Genomic DNA, 16,873 nt, shown 5'->3' on the forward strand with positions numbered 1-16,873 from the left:
GTGCGTGGCCTCTGGGGCGCGGCGAGAATATAGGGCGCCGGGACTAGCGGCGTGTTCCGCGCCGCGCCGGCCGTCCGGCACCGGGAGGTACCCCATGACCACCGCCGGAGACATCATGCACCGTGGTGCCCAGTGGATCCCCGCCCACGAGACCCTGGACCGCGCCGCCCAGCTGATGCGCGAGCTCAACGTGGGCGCGCTGCCCATCAGTGACCAGGACGAACGCCTCTGCGGCATTCTCACGGACCGCGACATCGTCGTCGGCTGTGTGGCCATGGGTCATGACCCCGCCCAGATCACCGCGGGTGAGATGGCCAAGGGCACACCGCGTTGGATCGACGCGGGCGCCGATGTCGGCGAAGTGCTCCAGGAGATGAAGGGGCACCAGATCCGCCGGCTTCCGGTGATCGAGGACAAACGACTGGTCGGCATGATCAGCGAGGCCGACCTCGCCCAGCACCTCAGCGACGAACAACTCGCCGCGTGGGTCGAGAGTGTCTACGCGAGGGGTGCGGGCAGCGCGACGGGATGACCGGCCGATCCGCCCGTCCGCACCACACCAACCACACCAACCACACCACTCGACCGGACATGCCGGGCGAGGCGGGTGTCAGAGCCAGCCGTTGCGCCGGAACCCTCGGTAGAGGACGAGGCAGCCGACGGATATGGCGCCGATGACGATGGGGTAGCCGAACCTCCAGTGCAGTTCGGGCATGTTGTCGAAGTTCATCCCGTAGACGCCGCAGACCATGGTGGGGACGGCGATGACCGCCGCCCATGCCGTGATCTTGCGCATGTCCTCGTTCTGCGCCACCGTCACCTGCGCGAGATGCGCCTGCAGGATCGAGTTGAGCAGTTCGTCGAAGGCGGCTATCTGCTCGGTGACCCGCAGCAGATGGTCGGAGACGTCACGGAAGTACGCCTGTATCTCCGGGTCGACCACGCGGGTCGGACGGGTCGCCAGTTCCTGGACGGGCCGGGCGAGCGGAACCACGGCCCGCTTCAGTTCGAGGAGTTCACGCTTGAGCTGATAGATGCGACCCGCGTCGGCGCGTGCGCCGTCCTCGGCGAACACGTCGGCCTCGACCTGGTCGATGTCCGCCTGGACGGAGTCCGCGACGATCACGAACTCGTCGACCACATGGTCCGCGACCGCGTGCAGGACCGCGGCCGGCCCCTTGGACAACTGCTGCGCGTCGGACTCCAGCTCCTCGCGCAGCGGACCCAGGGAGCCATGGCGTCCGTGCCGCACGGTGATGACGAAGTCCGGACCGACGAACACCATGATCTCGCCGGTGTTCACCACCTCACTGGTCGCCGTCAACTCCTTGTGCTCCACGTAACAGACCGTTTTGAACACCGCGAACAGCGTGTCGCCGTACCACTCCAGTTTCGGACGCTGATGAGCCTCCACCGCGTCCTCGACGGCCAGGGGATGCAGGTCGAAGAGCTCCGCGATGCCCGCGAACTCGGCGTCGGTCGGTTCGTGCAGCCCGAGCCAGACGAATCCCTCGTCGCGCTTGCGGATCCGCTGCACGGTGTCCACCAGGTCGCGGCCCTCGGGGATGCGCGCGCCGTCCCGGTACGCCACACAGTTCACCACCGAGGAACCCAAGGGGGACCGGGCGGGGTGACTCAGGTCGACCCGGCGGCTCCGCCGTGTCAGCCGTGCCACTCTGCGGAGGCCGTCGACCGCGCCGAGAGCCGTCACCCTCCGCAAATTCCCTGCCATGGACATCTGGATCTCCTCGCGTGGATCTCCTCGGGCCGCACTTTGCGCCTGGCACGCCAGTCTGCCAGGCCTGGTCGGACACCGGAAAAGCCTGTGGGAACGGAGCATTCCGTTCCGGCGTGCGGACGATTCCGCCAGACGCTGCGGGACGGACCCCTCTTACGACGTCCGTGCCGACGACGGGAGCGTCGACGATCCGGGATGAGCAGGTCAACTGGGATGATCTCCCCATGACGCGAGCCGACGGGTATCTCCTCGACAACCAGCAGACGGAGGCGGGCCGGCGTTTCGAGGCCCTCGCCACTCTCTTCGATCCCACGACGTTGCGGCACATGGAGCGCTTCGGCGTCGGGTCCGGCTGGCGCTGCTGGGAGGTCGGGGCCGGGGGCACGTCCGTCGTGTCCTGGCTGGCCAAGAAGGTGGGGCCGACGGGGAAGGTCGTCGCCACCGACATCGACACCTCGTGGGCGGCCTCCGTGGCACGCTCACCCGTCGAGGTCCGCGTCCACGACGTGGGCGCCGAGGAGCCGCCGGGGGAGGGTTTCGACCTCGTGCACGCCCGGCTCGTCCTGGTCCATGTGCCGGACCGGGAGCGCGCGTTGCAGTCGATGATCAAAGCCCTGCGGCCCGGCGGCAGGCTCCTCGTCGAGGACGCGGATCCCGCTCTGCAGCCGCTGCTCTGCCCCGAGGAGTACGGGCCCGAGCAGCAACTCGCGAACCGGCTGCGCCTGGGCTTTCGCGCACTGCTCGCCGAACGCGGTGCCGACCTCGCCTACGGACGCAAGCTCCCGCGGCTGCTCCGGGACGCGGGGCTGCGGGGTGTGGAGGCCGACGCGTACTTCCCCGTCACCTCACCCGCCTGCGAGGCCCTGGAGTCCGCCACGGTCCGTCAGATCCGCGACCAGCTCGTCGACGCCGGCCTGGCCACCCAGGAGGAGATCGACCAGCACCTCGCGAACATCGCCACCGGGTCCATGGACCTGGCGACCGCGCCGATGATCTCGGCCTGGGGGCGCAAGAACTGAGCGAGGGGCGAGGACGGCGGGCCCGGTCGGTCCCCCGCGGACGTCGTCGCGTGGCCCAGGCGTTCAGCGGGCGCGGGTCTCCCCTTCGCCTCGGCGGACACTTCCCGCGGGCGGTCGTCCACCGACCCGTTCCACGGCCTTCGCCCCGGCCACGCACCCTGCTCCGGCCGCCTCTTCGGGGCCGGCGCCCGTGAGCAGTGCCGCGAGGAACGCGCCGGTGAACGCGTCACCGGCGCCCGTCGTGTCCCGCGGTGTCGCCGGCAGCGCCGGGACATGGGCCCGGACGGATCCGGAACGGGCGACCAGGGCGCCGTCACTCCCCAGCTTGGCGACGACCAGGGGGAAATGGCGGCTCAGCTTGGCGGCAGCGTCGGCCGGATCGGGCAGCCCGGTCAGCAGACACGCCTCGTCACGGCTGGGCAGCAGGACGTCCACACCCGCGCAGAGTTCGAGAAAGCGGTCAACGCCCAGCTCGGTGAGGAATCCCGCCGACGCCGGGTCGAGGCTCACCGGCACACCACGCGCCCGCGTCGACTCCAGCACCGCCGACACCAGCGCCCGGCTCGGCCCGGAGAAGAACAGGTAGCCCGAAAGATGCAGCCGCGCGACCCCGTCGAGCAGCGGGGGCGACCAGTCGTCCGGTGCCAGCCGCAGTGACGCCCCGCTGTCCGTGAGGAACGTACGCTCCGCCGACGCGCCGCCGTCCACCAGGCAGATCACCGTCCCGGTCGGCACCGTCGGATCAGTCACCAGGAGAGGCCGCACGCCGCCCGCCGTGAGTTCGCGTTCGTGCCACGCGGCGGCGTCGAAGCCCACCCGGCCGAGCAGCCGCACGTCGGCGCAGCCCTCGTGCACGGCCCAGCACGCGACATTGGCGCCCGCGCCGCCCGGCACGGTCCGGATGGCGGCGACCGTGTCGGTGCCGGCCGCCAGCGGTCCGCGATGCCGGGCGACGACATCCGTGACCACGTCCCCCACGACGAGCAGAGCGCCTTCGGCCAGGCCGCCTCGGTCAGCGGCCTCGCCACCGCCGTCCCGGCCGCCCCGGTCCGTGTCGCTCACGCCCCCGCCCAGGCCGCCGCGATCCGTCCCGCGAGACGCACGTTGCCGCGCACCGCCGCCAGGTTGGCGGCGAGCGAGGCACCGTCCGTGTGCCGGACCAGATAGGCGAGCAGGAACGGTGTCACCGCCTGTCCTGTCACACCCTCCGACTCGCACGCACGCAGCGCCTCGGCGAGCACACGCGCGTGCAGCGCGGGATCGAGCTGCTCCTCCTCGGGGACGGGGTTCGCGACCACGAGCGACGAGTCGGGGGCGTCCAGAGCGTCCTGGGCGCGCATCACCTCCGCGACCTGCTCGGGAGAGTCGAGGGTCCAGTCCACCGGGTGCCCCGAGTCGGACAGATAGAAGCCGGGGAACCGGTCCGTGCCGTACCCGGCCACCGCCACACCCAGCGTCTCCAGGCGCTGCAGTGTCGCGGGCACGTCCAGGATCGACTTGACCCCGGCGCACACCACCGTGATCCGGGTACGTGCCAACAGGCCCAGATCGGCGGACTCGTCCTGGGTCGCCGTCCACTCGCGGTGCACGCCGCCGAGCCCTCCCGTCGCGAACACCCGCACCCCCGCGCGGGCCGCCAGGAGTGCCGTCGCGGACACGGTCGTCGCCCCGCTCGCCCCCGCGGCCACCGCGAGAGGCAGGTCACGGTGGCCCAGCTTGCGGATGCCGTCCTCGTTCGCGACCCGCTCCAGTTGGTCCTTGTCCAGGCCCACGTGAGGCCGGCCGTCGAGCACGGCGATCGTCGCGGGTACGGCACCCTCCTCGCGGACGACCTCCTCCAGTTCGAGGGCGACCTGCAGATTGCGCGGGCGCGGCAGCCCGTGGGCGATGATCGTGGACTCCAGGGCCACCACCGGCCGACGCGCGTCGAGCGCCTCCCGCACCTCTTCGGACGTCACGATCACGCGCCTGCCTCCTGTTGTCGGTCGACGTTCCCCTCCCTGATCTCTGGCGAGCGGCGCCCCCGGTCAAACCCTGGCGACCCGCGGCGTACGGCACGCGCCGCGGAGGTGGTGCGGACAACTCGCCACGACTCGGCCATGTCGTCGTGCGGCCCCCTCGGCGCACCGAGTGGAGGGCAAGCCCTTAGGGTGTCCGCTCATGACCATGTACCCGCAGGCCACGCCGTCGTTCGCTGTGCACATTCCCGACGCCGAACTCGAACCCGAGCCGCTGGACCCGGCCCAGATCGTCTCCGGCGACCCCGCCGTGACGGGCAAGGTGCTGTGGGAGTCCGCCGACGGCAAGCAGTTGCGCGGCATCTGGCAGATCACACCCGGCGTGGTGACCGACACCGAGGCCAACGAACTCTTCGTGGTGGTCAGCGGCCGCGCCACCATCGAGGTGGAGGGTGGCGACGTCATCGAGGTGGGCCCCGGCGACGCGGCGTTCCTGCGCGAGGGCGACCGCACGACGTGGACCGTCCACGAGACGCTGCGCAAGGCGTACCACATCAGCCTCTGAGGTGCGGCGGACGGGACGCTCCACCACACCCTTTGCCACCGGCCCCCGCGCCGACCTCAGAACAGCGGTTCCGGGAGGACGCCTTCGAGGGCCAGCAGTTTCCGCTTGGTCTCCAGACCGCCCCCGAAGCCGCCGATGCCGCCGTCGCTCTCGACCACCCGGTGGCAGGGCACCACGACCGGCAGCGGATTCGAGCCCATGGCCACCCCCACGGCCTGGGCCCCTCCGGGCGCGCCCACCCGCCCCGCCAGGTCGCCGTAGGCCACGACGGAACCGAACGGAACGCCCGAGTTCAGCTCACGCAGCACCTGGCGGTTGAACCCCGAGATCAGCGACCAGTCGAGCGGCAGGTCGAAATCGTGCCGCTCGCCCGCGAAGTACGCCTCGACCTGGCGTATCGCCTCGGCCAGCAGAGGTGAGCCGGGTGCCTCGACCGGCTCGCCGCCCAGTCGGGACGCGAGCCGGCCGAGCGCCTTGTCGCGCACCGTGTCCGAGGCGTGAAAGACGACGTTGACCAGGCCGTGGGGCGTCGCGGCGAGGAGCAGCGGACCGATGTCCGTGCCGACGACGGACCACACGATCTGCTGCTCGTACCGCCCGTGGCTGTTCATGCGATCCACCGTACGGCCCGCCTCTGACAATGCCCGGGGCGCACCCGGAACCCGTCCGCGCCCCGGGCTGACGGCACGCTAGTGCAGGGCCGCGCGGATCACGTCGGGCGTGTTCGTGATGACGCCGTCCGCGCCGAGGCCCGCCAGGCTCCGCGCGGTGGCCGCGTCGTCCACGGTCCAGGCGAAGACCTTCATCGGGCCGTGCGGGCCGTGGAGCGCGTGCACCGCCGAGACGTAGTCGGACGAGAGCGAGCGGTGATCGGAGTTGATCTGATCGGCGAACCGCGCGTACCGGGGCAGCTGCGCGACCGGAGGCGTTCCCAGGTAGGCCGTCGTGATGCCGGGCCGCAGCCGGTGCACGGCCCGGACACTGTCCGCACTGAAACTCTGGACGATCAGACGGTCCCGCAGATGGACGGGATCGAGCCATCCCTGGTTGCTCAGGAGCCTGAGCGTCTGCCGCTCGATGCCCGGATACAGCTCAGGATTCTTGATCTCCAGGACGAGTTTCTGGTGGTTGCGCGAGACCTGATCCATGTACTCCCGCAGCGTCGGAACCTTCGCGCCCGCGAACCGCGGGTCGAACCAGCTCCCTGCGTCCAGGCGGGCGATCTCCGTCGAGGTGAAGTCCTTGACCTTCCAGGGGCTCCGGCCGGGATAGACCGCCTCGACGTCGGTCGTCCGTGCCAGCGAGGCGTCGTGGAGGACGACCAACCGGCCGTCTCGGGTGCGCTGGACGTCGTTCTCGACCCAGTCGAACCCCATTTCGGCCGCCCGGTCGACGGCGGCCAGCGTGTTCTCCGGAGCGTAGGCCGAGGCGCCGCGGTGGGCGACGACCAGCGGTGCCGTGATCCGGCCGCCGGCCTTCGCGTGCGGGCCCGGCAGTATCAGAACGGCTCCCCCAAGAAGCGCGGCGGTCGTGGCGGCGGCAACGCGCGCGTGCATGCGTTCTCCTCGCGTCGGGCGATCACGGACAGCACAAGATTGACAGCAGAGAGTCGACACAGGGGGGAAGGAAGATGGCCGCGGATTGAATGGAGTTGTCCAAGTCCGCTCGCGGCCACCGCACAACTGGGGAGAGGTCGTGATTGTTTGCAGGATTATCGTTCGACCATTCCGGTGGGGTCGTAGTCTCTGCCTCAACCCGGTCCGCTCCGGCGGTCGGGGCCGCGGGGGTTTTTCGGACGGTTCCAGGAGTAACAGGGCGGGAAAGGCAGCCGCGCATGCAAGGCACGGTCGACGGCTTCACCTACGGACTCGTCACACCGCTGGTGGCTTATTTCATGGCCTGCCTGGGCGGGGCGCTGGGTCTTCGCTGCACCGCCAGATCCGTGCTCGTCGGCGGCTCCTGGCGGGCCGGCTGGCTCGCGCTCGGCTCGGTGGCGATCGCCTCGGGCATCTGGACGATGCACTTCATAGCGATGATGGGTTTCACGGTCGAGGAGAGCCCCGTCCACTACGACCGGCCGACGACGTTCGCGAGCCTGGGCGTCGCCGTCCTCATGGTCGGCGCCGGGATCTTCATCGTCGGGTACCAGGGCGCCACCGGGACCGCGCTCTTCACCGGAGGGACCGTCACCGGCCTGGGCATCGCCTCGATGCACTACCTGGGCATGGCCGGGATGCGGCTCAACGGGAAGCTCGCCTACAACACCCTCACCGTCTCCGCCTCGGTCGTCATCGCCGTCGTCGCCGCCATCGCCGCCCTGTGGGCCGCCGGGCAGGTACGCGGATTCCTCTGGAGCGTGGGTGCGAGCCTCGTCATGGGGCTGGCGGTCAGCGGCATGCACTACACGGGCATGGCGGCACTCAGCGTGCATCTGCACGGCCCCGCCGACGGCGCCCCCGCCGGGGACTCGGCGGCCGCGCTGCTCGCGCCCATGATGATCGGCCCCCTGGCCCTTCTCTGTCTGGCGGGCGTCGTCGTGATGTTCGATCCGCAGATGGTCGTGGGCAAGCCCGACCGGCGTCCCGCGGAGATCCGGCGCCCCGGCGTCCCGGCCCATCCCGGCTCCGCGCACACCGGCCGCCGCGCGGCCGTCCACCCCGCGCGGGAACGCGCCTACCGCCGCTCGAGGACCCCGCAGAGCAGGTGATCCGGCCCGGTTGTCAGTGCGGGGTCGTACGGTGGATCCATGCGGCCAGTATCCAAGATCGAACGTTCGGTGGCGCCCTTCGAGGTCATCAGCCACTTCCAGCCGAGCGGTGACCAGCCCACGGCCATCGCCGACCTGGAGAAGCGCATCCGCGCAGGCGAGAAGGATGTCGTCCTGCTGGGCGCGACCGGCACCGGCAAGTCCGCCACCACCGCGTGGATGATCGAGAAGCTCCAGCGCCCCACGCTCGTCATGGCGCCGAACAAGACGCTGGCCGCCCAGTTGGCCAACGAGTTCCGTGAGCTGCTGCCGAACAACGCGGTCGAATACTTCGTGTCGTACTACGACTACTACCAGCCCGAGGCCTACGTACCGCAGTCGGACACCTACATCGAGAAGGACTCCTCGATCAACGAGGAGGTGGAGCGCCTGCGCCACTCCGCGACCAACTCGCTGCTGACCCGCCGCGACGTCGTCGTGGTCGCGTCGGTGTCCTGCATCTACGGTCTCGGTACTCCGCAGGAGTACGTGGACCGGATGGTCAACCTCAAGGTCGGCGACGAGATCGACCGCGACGCCCTGCTGCGCCGCTTCGTCGACATCCAGTACACCCGCAACGACGTCGCCTTCGCCCGCGGCACCTTCCGGGTCCGCGGCGACACCATCGAGATCTTCCCGGTGTACGAGGAGCTCGCGGTCCGCATCGAGATGTTCGGCGACGAGATCGAGGCCCTGTCCACGCTGCACCCGCTCACCGGTGAGGTCATCAGCGACGACGACCAGATCTACGTCTTCCCCGCGTCCCACTACGTGGCGGGTCCCGAGCGCATGGAACGCGCCGTCAACGACATCGAGAAGGAGCTGGGGGAGCGCCTCGCCGAACTGGAGAAGCAGAGCAAGCTCCTGGAGGCCCAGCGCCTGCGCATGCGGACGACGTACGACATCGAGATGCTCCGCCAGATCGGCTCCTGCTCCGGGGTCGAGAACTACTCGATGCATTTCGACGGCCGTGAACCCGGCTCCCCGCCGAACACGCTGATCGACTACTTCCCGGACGACTTCCTGCTCGTCATCGACGAGTCCCACGTCACCGTTCCGCAGATCGGCGCGATGTACGAGGGCGACGCCTCCCGCAAGCGCACCCTCGTCGACCACGGCTTCCGGCTGCCCTCCGCCCTGGACAACCGCCCCCTGAAGTGGGAGGAGTTCCAGCAGCGCATCGGTCAGACCGTCTACCTCTCGGCGACCCCGGGCAACTACGAGCTCTCCCGTTCGGACGGCCACGTCGAGCAGATCATCCGCCCCACCGGTCTGATCGACCCCCAGGTGGTCGTCAAGTCCACCGAGGGCCAGATCGACGACCTGGTGCACGAGATCCGGCAGCGCACCGAGAAGGACGAACGCGTCCTGGTCACCACGCTCACCAAGAAGATGGCCGAAGACCTCACGGACTACTTCCTGGAACTGGGCATCCAGGTGCGCTATCTGCACAGCGACGTCGACACCCTGCGCCGCGTCGAACTGCTGCGCGAACTGCGTGCCGGCGAGTTCGACGTCCTGGTCGGCATCAACCTGCTGCGCGAGGGCCTCGACCTTCCCGAGGTCTCCCTGGTGGCGATCCTCGACGCCGACAAGGAAGGCTTCCTGCGCTCGGGGACCTCTCTGATCCAGACCATCGGCCGCGCGGCGCGCAACGTCTCCGGCCAGGTCCACATGTACGCGGACAGGATCACCCCGGCGATGGAGAAGGCCATCGAGGAGACCAACCGCCGCCGGGAGAAGCAGATCGCCTACAACAAGGAGCGGGGCATCGATCCGCAGCCCCTCCGCAAGAAGATCAACGACATCGTCGCGCAGATCGCCCGCGAGGACGTCGACACCGAGCAACTCCTCGGCTCCGGCTACCGCAAGACGAAGGACGGCAAGGGCGCCAAGGCCCCGGTGCCCGCACTGGGCGCCAAGGCGACCCGCTCCGCCAAGTCCGCCAAGGCCAAGGGCGCCGTGCCGACCGACCGCCCCGCGGCCGAGCTCGCCCAGCAGATCGAGGACCTGACGGAACGGATGCGCGCCGCGGCGGCCGACCTCCAGTTCGAGATCGCGGCCCGTCTGCGTGACGAGGTGTCCGAGATGAAAAAGGAGTTGCGGCAGATGAAGGAGGCGGGAATCGCCTGACCGTCCCGCCGACGGCGCCGGACCCCGGAGGACGCGCGGTGTGTTGCAAGACCGACACAAAGTCCGCCCCAGGGTTCGGCGCTGTCAGTGCCGCTGCGTAGGGTTCTGTTCATCCGCGGACTCCGCGGAAACAGGGGACAGTTCGAGAGGGGAACAGCGCGTGACGGTCAACATGACCAAGGGTCAGGCCATCAGTCTGCAGAAGAACGACGGGGGCACGCTGACCGCGGTCCGTATGGGACTCGGCTGGCAGGCGGCCCCCCGGCGCGGCCTGTTCGGCTCGCGCACCCGTGAGATCGACCTCGACGCGTCCGCCGTGCTCTTCGCGGACAAGCAGCCCGTCGACGTGGTGTTCTTCCGCCACCTCGTCAGTGACGACGGCTCGGTGCGGCACACCGGCGACAACCTCGTCGGCGGCGTGGGCCAGGGCGGCGACGACGAGGCCATCCTCGTCGACCTGCAGCGCATCCCGGTCCACATCGACCAGATCATCTTCACCGTGAACTCCTTCACGGGCCAGACCTTCCAGGAAGTGCAGAACGCGTTCTGCCGTCTGGTCGACGAGACCAACGGCCAGGAACTCGCCCGCTACACGCTGGCCGGCGGCGGCCAGTACACGGCCCAGATCATGGCCAAGGTGCACCGGGCCGGAACCGGCTGGCAGATGACGGCCCTCGGCACGCCGGCCAACGGCCGCACGTTCCAGGACCTCATGCCCGCCATCCTGCCGCACCTCTGAGCGGCCGACGCAACACGTACACAGCGACGTAGGGGGACAAGACGATGACGGCCGAGCTGGTCAGGGGGCAGAACCACCCGCTCTCCCAGGTCCGTCTCGAGGTCCGCATCTCGGCCGGGAAGCCGATCGTGGCCGGGGCGACGCTCAGCGACGAGCAGGGCAGGGTCCGGGGCGTCGAGTGGGTGGCCCACCCGGGCGCGCCCACGCTTCCAGGGCTCGAGGTCTCCAAGCAGGCGGCGGCCGACCACCGGCTGGCCTTCGACCTGGACGCCCTGCCGCAGGCCGTGCACCGGGTCAGCGTGCTGCTCGCGCTGCCCACCGGTGTCGGCGGGCCTGTCCGCTTCGGCGCCGTCGCCGCCCCCTTCGTCGCGGTCACCGGCCTCGACGGTCTTGAGGTCGCCAGCTACACCGTCACCGGACTGGACGCCGAGTCCGCCGTCGTGGCCCTGGAGCTCTACCGCCGGCAGGGCGCCTGGAAGGTGCGCGCGGTCGGCCAGGGATACGCGGGTGGTCTCGCCGAACTCCTCACCGACCAGGGGCTTCCGGAGGCCCGGCAGCTCGCTGCCGGTATCAACGAAGCCGTGGCCCAGGGCCTGGCGCGGTCGGTGGCGGCGCCCCCGCCCCGTACCCCGGACGCGGACCGGTCACGGCAGGCCGCCGCCTCGGCCCCGGGACCGGACCAGCCCTACGCCGGATCCGGAACCCAGGGCACCTCAGGAACCGTGCCACCGCAGCAGACCCCGTACACGCCCGGTCCGCAGGGAGCCACGACTCCGCAGACCGGTCGCCCGGGGAGCCCCGCACAGTCCGACCCTTCCTCGGGCGCGCAGCCACCGTCGCCCGGCGCCGGTGGCCCGGTCAACTACAGCCACCCCGGACGGCAGACCGCCGCTCCGCCGACGCCCCCGCCGGCCGCTCCACCGGCCCAGCCCGGACAGCCCGCGCAGCCCGTCGCGGGAGACGCGACCGGCTGGTCCATGGAGGAGCGGCTGTACAACCAGGTGTGGGGGATGTTCGAGGACCTGGCGCGGACCGTCGCCGCGTACCGCAGCGCCGTCGACTTCGCCGACTCCCGCATGGAGAAGGAGCTCGACCAGGTCCTCTCCGACCCGCGCAGCCGGATCGGAGGGCAGGGCGACGCCGCTCGCGAAGCCGCCCGCGCCAAACACGCGCTGCTCGTCGACCAGGCCCGGGCCGCTCTCGACCGGGACCTCGCCCAGCTCACGGCCGAGGCCGAGGTCGTGGAGCCCGCGCTGCCGAGGGCCTACGCGAGCTGGGACAATCCGGTCTGGCACGCCTATCGCGCCCCCATGGAAGTACCCATGGCGCTACGGCTCGGAGACCTCCGTCTGCCCGAGAGCGAGAACCTGAGCATCCCCATGCTGGTGCGCCTGCCGCTGGAGCGGGGCCTGTGGATCGACAGCGGTCGCACCTCCCTGGAGGGCACGCTCGCCGACTCCGACCAGGTGCGCCGCCTCGCCATGGACACCGCCGTGGCGCAGGCGGCCCGGCTGCTCGCCGTGTATCCCGCGGGCGAGTTCACCGTGCATGTCATCGACCCGGCCGGCACCGGTGCCGCGTCCCTGGCGCCCCTGACGCAGTCCGGAGTGCTCGACAGCCCTCCGGCCGCGGGTGCCACGGGCGTGGCTGATGTACTGCGACGTCTCACCCAGCGCGTCGACCTGGTGCAGATGGCGCTGCGCGGGGGAGCGGCAGACTCGCTGCCGCCGGATCTCGACACCGCCGAGCAACTGCTGATCGTCAACGACTTTCCGCACGGGTTCGACGACCGCGCCGTCACCCAGCTCCGCTACCTCGCGGACGAGGGGCCGGCCGTCGGCGTCCATCTGATGATGGTGGCCGACCGGGAGGACGCGACGGCGTACGGACCACTGCTCGACCCGCTGTGGCGGTCGCTGCTGCGGATCACGCCGGTGCCCGACGACCATCTCGCCGATCCGTGGGTCGGGCACGCGTGGACGTACGAGCCCTCGCTCATCCCCGCGAACAGCCAGGTGCTCGAGCGGGTCCTGGCGGCGGTGGCGGCGGCCCGCCGGTCCTGGAACCGCTGACCTGACCGGGGCGCTTCCGGACCCTGGTGAACCTTCGGACCTCAAGGTCAAACAGCCTCACCAAGCAACCGTAAAGTGCCCTGACCTGGGAACTTGGTTCTTCTTTTACTTATCCCTTTACCTTTCCTTGGTGATTCGGGTACTCTTTTCCATACGGAGGGGAGTACTCCCTACTTGCTGCGACGCACCCGTCAATACGGATCGAGTCAGATCCCGGGGCGTCGGCCCGCAGGCTCCCGGGCGCACCCAGCGCCCCGGCAGCCGCGGGTGGAAGAGACCTCCGGTAGCGCGACGACGCTGAAATCTGCCGTTACGAACTGCCGGAGGCGCAGTGGACGTTTCCCTGACCCTGTGGGTCCTGACCATCGTGGGGCTGGCCGTACTGATCGCGGTCGACTTCTTCATCGGCCGCAAGCCGCACGACGTATCGATCAAGGAAGCCGGAATCTGGACCGTCGTCTGGATCGCCCTCGCCGGGCTGTTCGGACTCGGACTGCTCCTCTTCGCCGGCGGACAGCCGGCCGGGGAGTTCTTCGCCGGCTTCATCACCGAGAAGTCGCTGAGCGTCGACAACCTCTTCGTCTTCGTCCTGATCATGGCGAAGTTCGCGGTGCCTTCGAAGTACCAGCAGCGCGTACTCCTCGTGGGCGTCCTGATAGCCCTCGTCCTGCGCGCGATATTCATCGCCGCCGGCGCCGCGATCATCGCGAACTTCGCCTGGGTCTTCTACATCTTCGGCGCGTTCCTCATCTACACCGCCTGGAAGCTGATCCAGGAGGCCAGGGCCGACGAGGACGAGGAGGAGTTCGAGGAGAACAGGCTGCTCAAGGCCGCCGAGCGGCGGTTCGGCGTGGCCGACCGCTATCACGGCACCAAGCTGTGGATCCGCCGGAACGGCAAGCGCGTCATGACGCCGATGCTGGTCGTGATGCTGGCGATCGGCACCACCGACGTGCTCTTCGCCCTCGACTCGATCCCCGCGATCTTCGGCCTGACCCAGGACCCGTACATCGTCTTCACGGCCAACGCCTTCGCGCTGATGGGTCTGCGACAGCTGTACTTCCTCATCGGCGGCCTGCTCAAGAAGCTGGTCCACCTCAGCTACGGCCTGTCGGTCATCCTCGGATTCATCGGTGTCAAGCTCGTCCTGCACGCACTGCACGAGTCCGGCGTCCATGTTCCCGAGATATCCATCCCGGTCTCGCTCGGCGTGATCTGCGCGGTCCTCGTGGTCACCACGATCACCAGCCTGGCCGCCACCAGGAAGCAGGCGGCACGCGAGCGGTCCGAGAGCGCTTCGAAGGAGAGCATCGACGCATGACCGCGTCGAACCCGGCGACGGCCACCCCGGGAGCGGCGCGTGGGGCATCGCCCGCCGCCGCTCCCGGACCCCTCCGGGCTCGACCGCCGCGATTCCGGACCGCGCCCCGCACCGCCGGAGTGCGGGGCGCGGTCCGGACTGCGACGATCGCGGCATGATCGTTCGGCTCAGGTCACTCGTGACGCGGTGGACCGCCGTGGTCCCCGTGATCGCGGTGGTGCTGCTGGCTCTCACCTTCGGGCGGGACCTGCCGGGCGCGGTCGTCGCACTGGTGACCCTGGTCCTCGCGGGTTCCGTGCTCGCCGCGGTGCACCACGCCGAGGTGGTCGCCCACCGCGTGGGGGAACCCTTCGGATCCCTCGTCCTCGCCGTCGCGGTCACGATCATCGAAGTCGCCCTCATCGTCACCCTGATGGCGGACGGCGGCGCCAAGAGTTCGACACTCGCCCGCGACACGGTGTTCGCGGCCGTGATGATCACCTGCAACGGAATCGTCGGCGTGTGTCTGCTCGTCGCGTCACTGCGCCACGGGCTCGCCGTGTTCAACGCCGAAGGAACCGGAGCGGCCCTGGCGACCGTCGCGACGCTCGCCACCCTCAGCCTCGTCTTCCCGACCTTCACCACCAGCAAGCCGGGCCCGGAGTTCTCCGCCGCGCAGCTCACCTTCGCCGCGGTCGCCTCCCTGGTGCTGTACGGCCTGTTCGTGGCGACCCAGACGGTCCGGCACCGTGACTACTTCCTGCCGATCACCCAGCAGGGCAAGGTCATCGACGTGGACGAGCACGCCGACGCACCGTTCGCCCGCCAGGCGCGGTTCAGCCTGGGGTTCCTCGGCCTGGCCCTGGTCGGCGTGGTCGGCCTCGCCAAGGGTGTGTCGCCCACCATCGAGTCCGGGGTCGAGGCGGCCGGCATGCCGCACGCCGTGGTCGGTGTGATCATCGCGCTGCTCGTGCTGCTCCCCGAGACCATCGCCGCGCTGCGCTCCGCCCGCAGGGACCGGGTGCAGACCAGCCTGAACCTCGCCCTCGGCTCGGCGATGGCCAGCATCGGACTGACCATCCCCGCCGTCGCCCTGGCCTCGCTCTGGCTCTCCGGACCACTCGTTCTCGGCCTCGGCGCCACCGAGATGGTGCTGCTCGCGCTGACCGTGGTCGTGAGCTCCCTGACGGTCGTTCCCGGGCGGGCCACCCCGCTTCAGGGAGGCGTGCATCTGGTCGTGTTCGCCGCCTATCTGGAACTGGCCATCAACCCCTGACCCGCAGTCACTCCGTGACCGCTACGACCGTCAGCCTGGGCACCGGCCGGGTCTCCGGCAGCAGCGCGAAGCATCCGAGGCTCAGCAGCGCGATACCCGTGAGATAGGCGGCCACGCCCCACGGCACGCGCTCCCCGCTCGCCATCGCCGTCGCCACGACCGGGGTGAGCGCGCCCCCGAGGACCCCGCCCAGGTTGTATCCGAGGGCCGCGCCCGTGCAGCGCACCCGCGGCTCGTACAACTCCGGCAGATACGCGGCGATCACCGCGAACATGGTGACGAAGGCGATCAGCGCCACCAGGAAGCCGAGGAACATCAGCAGGGGTTCGCCGGTCGACAGCAGTCCGATCATCGGGAACATCCACAGCGCGGCGCCCGCACAGCCCGCCATGCACAGCGGCCGCCGTCCGTAACGGTCTCCCAGCAGCGCCACCAGGGGCGTCAGCGCCCCCTTCACCACCACCGCGGCCATGATGCAGGTCAGCATGACCGTGCGGCTCACGCCGAGCCGTTCGACGCCGTAGGCGAGCGCCCAGGTCGTCACCGCGTAGAAGACGGCGTATCCGACCGCGAGTCCACCGGCCGTCAGCAGCACGAGCCGCCAGTGGTCGCGCGCCACCTCGGCGAGCGGCACGCGCGCGTGGTCATCCACTTCGAGGAACCGCGGGGTCTCCTGGAGCGAACCGCGCAGCCACAGCCCCGCGGCCGCGAGGACCCCCGCCGCCCAGAACGGCACCCGCCAGCCCCACTGCGCGAACTGCGCGTCGGACAGCGTCGACGACAGCGCCAGCATCACGCCATTGGCCAGAAGGAACCCGAGGGACGGACCGATCTGCGGGAAACTCGACCACAGCCCGCGCCGCCCGGCGGGAGCGTGCTCGGCCGTCAGCAGCACCGCACCGCCCCACTCACCGCCGAGTCCGAGCCCCTGGAGGAAACGCAGCACCAGCAGCAGTACGGGAGCCGCGGCACCGATGCTGTCGTACGTCGGGACACAGCCGATGGCGACGGTCGCCGCGCCGGTCAGCAGCAGCGAGGCCAGCAATACCGGCCGCCGCCCACGCCGGTCCCCGATGTGCCCGAACAGCACCGAGCCCAGCGGACGGGCGACGAACCCGACACCGAACGTCCCGAAGGCCGCCAGCGTGCCCGCGAGCGGCGAGAACGTCGGGAAGAACAGCGGCCCGAGAACCAGCGCCGCCGCCGTCCCGTAGACGAAGAAGTCGTAGAACTCGATGGCCGTCCCGGTCAGCGACGCGGCGGCGAGCCGGAGCATGGAAGGCGCCCTTACGGTGCGTACGTCGTGCATGCCGATTCAACTATTCAC

15 protein-coding genes are annotated in these 16,873 nt (G+C 70.1%); 9 read left to right on the forward strand and 6 right to left on the reverse strand.

Translation table 11 applies throughout. The features are described 5' to 3' along the window. Positions 1–94: 94 nt before the first annotated feature. On the forward strand, positions 95–532 hold the full coding sequence (locus ACF07B_RS05375) for a CBS domain-containing protein (RefSeq protein WP_369483536.1): 438 nt from the start codon (positions 95–97) through the stop codon (positions 530–532). Positions 533–610: 78 nt separating this feature from the next. Here the strand turns inward: ACF07B_RS05375 and ACF07B_RS05380 are convergent, their stop codons facing one another. Further along, positions 611–1,738, reverse strand: coding sequence for a magnesium and cobalt transport protein CorA (locus ACF07B_RS05380; RefSeq protein WP_369483535.1), 1,128 nt, complete (start codon positions 1,736–1,738; stop codon positions 611–613). A gap of 224 nt (positions 1,739–1,962) precedes the next feature. Between ACF07B_RS05380 and ACF07B_RS05385 the strand changes: the two genes are divergently transcribed. Further along, positions 1,963–2,757 carry a methyltransferase domain-containing protein gene (locus tag ACF07B_RS05385; RefSeq protein WP_392177794.1) on the forward strand — a complete coding sequence of 265 codons (795 nt, stop codon included), beginning with the start codon at positions 1,963–1,965 and terminating at the stop codon, positions 2,755–2,757. A 63-nt stretch (positions 2,758–2,820) separates the two neighbouring features. On the opposite strand, the gene ACF07B_RS05390 is transcribed toward ACF07B_RS05385, so the two are convergent. Both ACF07B_RS05390 and ACF07B_RS05395 read right to left on the reverse strand, forming a co-directional pair. Beyond that, positions 2,821–3,759 (reverse strand): carbohydrate kinase family protein, encoded by a 939-nt coding sequence (locus ACF07B_RS05390; protein ID WP_392177973.1) that lies wholly within the window; start codon positions 3,757–3,759, stop codon positions 2,821–2,823. 56 nt (positions 3,760–3,815) lie between these two features. After that, a complete protein-coding gene (locus ACF07B_RS05395; RefSeq protein ID WP_392177795.1) occupies positions 3,816–4,721 on the reverse strand; it encodes a pseudouridine-5'-phosphate glycosidase in 906 nt (301 codons plus the stop codon). A 196-nt stretch (positions 4,722–4,917) separates the two neighbouring features. Here ACF07B_RS05395 and ACF07B_RS05400 point away from each other — a divergent pair, with 196 nt between their 5' ends. Beyond that, positions 4,918–5,280 carry a cupin domain-containing protein gene (locus ACF07B_RS05400; protein ID WP_362407542.1) on the forward strand — a complete coding sequence of 121 codons (363 nt, stop codon included), beginning with the start codon at positions 4,918–4,920 and terminating at the stop codon, positions 5,278–5,280. A gap of 56 nt (positions 5,281–5,336) precedes the next feature. On the opposite strand, the gene ACF07B_RS05405 is transcribed toward ACF07B_RS05400, so the two are convergent. Further along, complete coding sequence (locus tag ACF07B_RS05405) at positions 5,337–5,891, reverse strand: methylated-DNA--[protein]-cysteine S-methyltransferase (protein WP_392177796.1); 555 nt, start codon at positions 5,889–5,891, stop codon at positions 5,337–5,339. A gap of 78 nt (positions 5,892–5,969) precedes the next feature. Beyond that, positions 5,970–6,836 (reverse strand): glycerophosphodiester phosphodiesterase, encoded by an 867-nt coding sequence (locus ACF07B_RS05410; protein WP_392177797.1) that lies wholly within the window; start codon positions 6,834–6,836, stop codon positions 5,970–5,972. Positions 6,837–7,114: 278 nt separating this feature from the next. On the opposite strand from ACF07B_RS05410, the gene ACF07B_RS05415 reads away from it, so the two are divergent. The 6 genes from ACF07B_RS05415 to ACF07B_RS05440 all read left to right on the forward strand — a co-directional run bounded on the left by ACF07B_RS05415 (position 7,115) and on the right by ACF07B_RS05440 (position 15,546). Beyond that, positions 7,115–7,987 (forward strand): MHYT domain-containing protein, encoded by an 873-nt coding sequence (locus tag ACF07B_RS05415; protein ID WP_392177798.1) that lies wholly within the window; start codon positions 7,115–7,117, stop codon positions 7,985–7,987. Between the two features lie 39 nt (positions 7,988–8,026). Next, entirely contained in the window at positions 8,027–10,159 is a 2,133-nt protein-coding gene (uvrB, locus tag ACF07B_RS05420; RefSeq protein ID WP_392177799.1) for an excinuclease ABC subunit UvrB, read from the forward strand. 160 nt (positions 10,160–10,319) lie between these two features. Next, positions 10,320–10,898 (forward strand): TerD family protein, encoded by a 579-nt coding sequence (locus ACF07B_RS05425; RefSeq protein WP_351548001.1) that lies wholly within the window; start codon positions 10,320–10,322, stop codon positions 10,896–10,898. Positions 10,899–10,942: 44 nt separating this feature from the next. Then, positions 10,943–12,970: a TerD family protein gene (locus ACF07B_RS05430; protein ID WP_392177800.1), complete on the forward strand. Its 2,028-nt coding sequence runs from the start codon at positions 10,943–10,945 to the stop codon at positions 12,968–12,970. 331 nt (positions 12,971–13,301) lie between these two features. After that, complete coding sequence (locus ACF07B_RS05435) at positions 13,302–14,291, forward strand: TerC/Alx family metal homeostasis membrane protein (RefSeq protein ID WP_392177801.1); 990 nt, start codon at positions 13,302–13,304, stop codon at positions 14,289–14,291. Between the two features lie 154 nt (positions 14,292–14,445). Continuing rightward, positions 14,446–15,546: a calcium:proton antiporter gene (locus ACF07B_RS05440; protein WP_392177802.1), complete on the forward strand. Its 1,101-nt coding sequence runs from the start codon at positions 14,446–14,448 to the stop codon at positions 15,544–15,546. A 7-nt stretch (positions 15,547–15,553) separates the two neighbouring features. Here the strand turns inward: ACF07B_RS05440 and ACF07B_RS05445 are convergent, their stop codons facing one another. After that, a complete protein-coding gene (locus ACF07B_RS05445) occupies positions 15,554–16,855 on the reverse strand; it encodes an MFS transporter (protein ID WP_392177803.1) in 1,302 nt (433 codons plus the stop codon). Positions 16,856–16,873: the final 18 nt, after the last annotated feature.

This window comes from Streptomyces sp. NPDC015532 (assembly GCF_043078065.1).
Classification (GTDB): domain Bacteria; phylum Actinomycetota; class Actinomycetes; order Streptomycetales; family Streptomycetaceae; genus Streptomyces.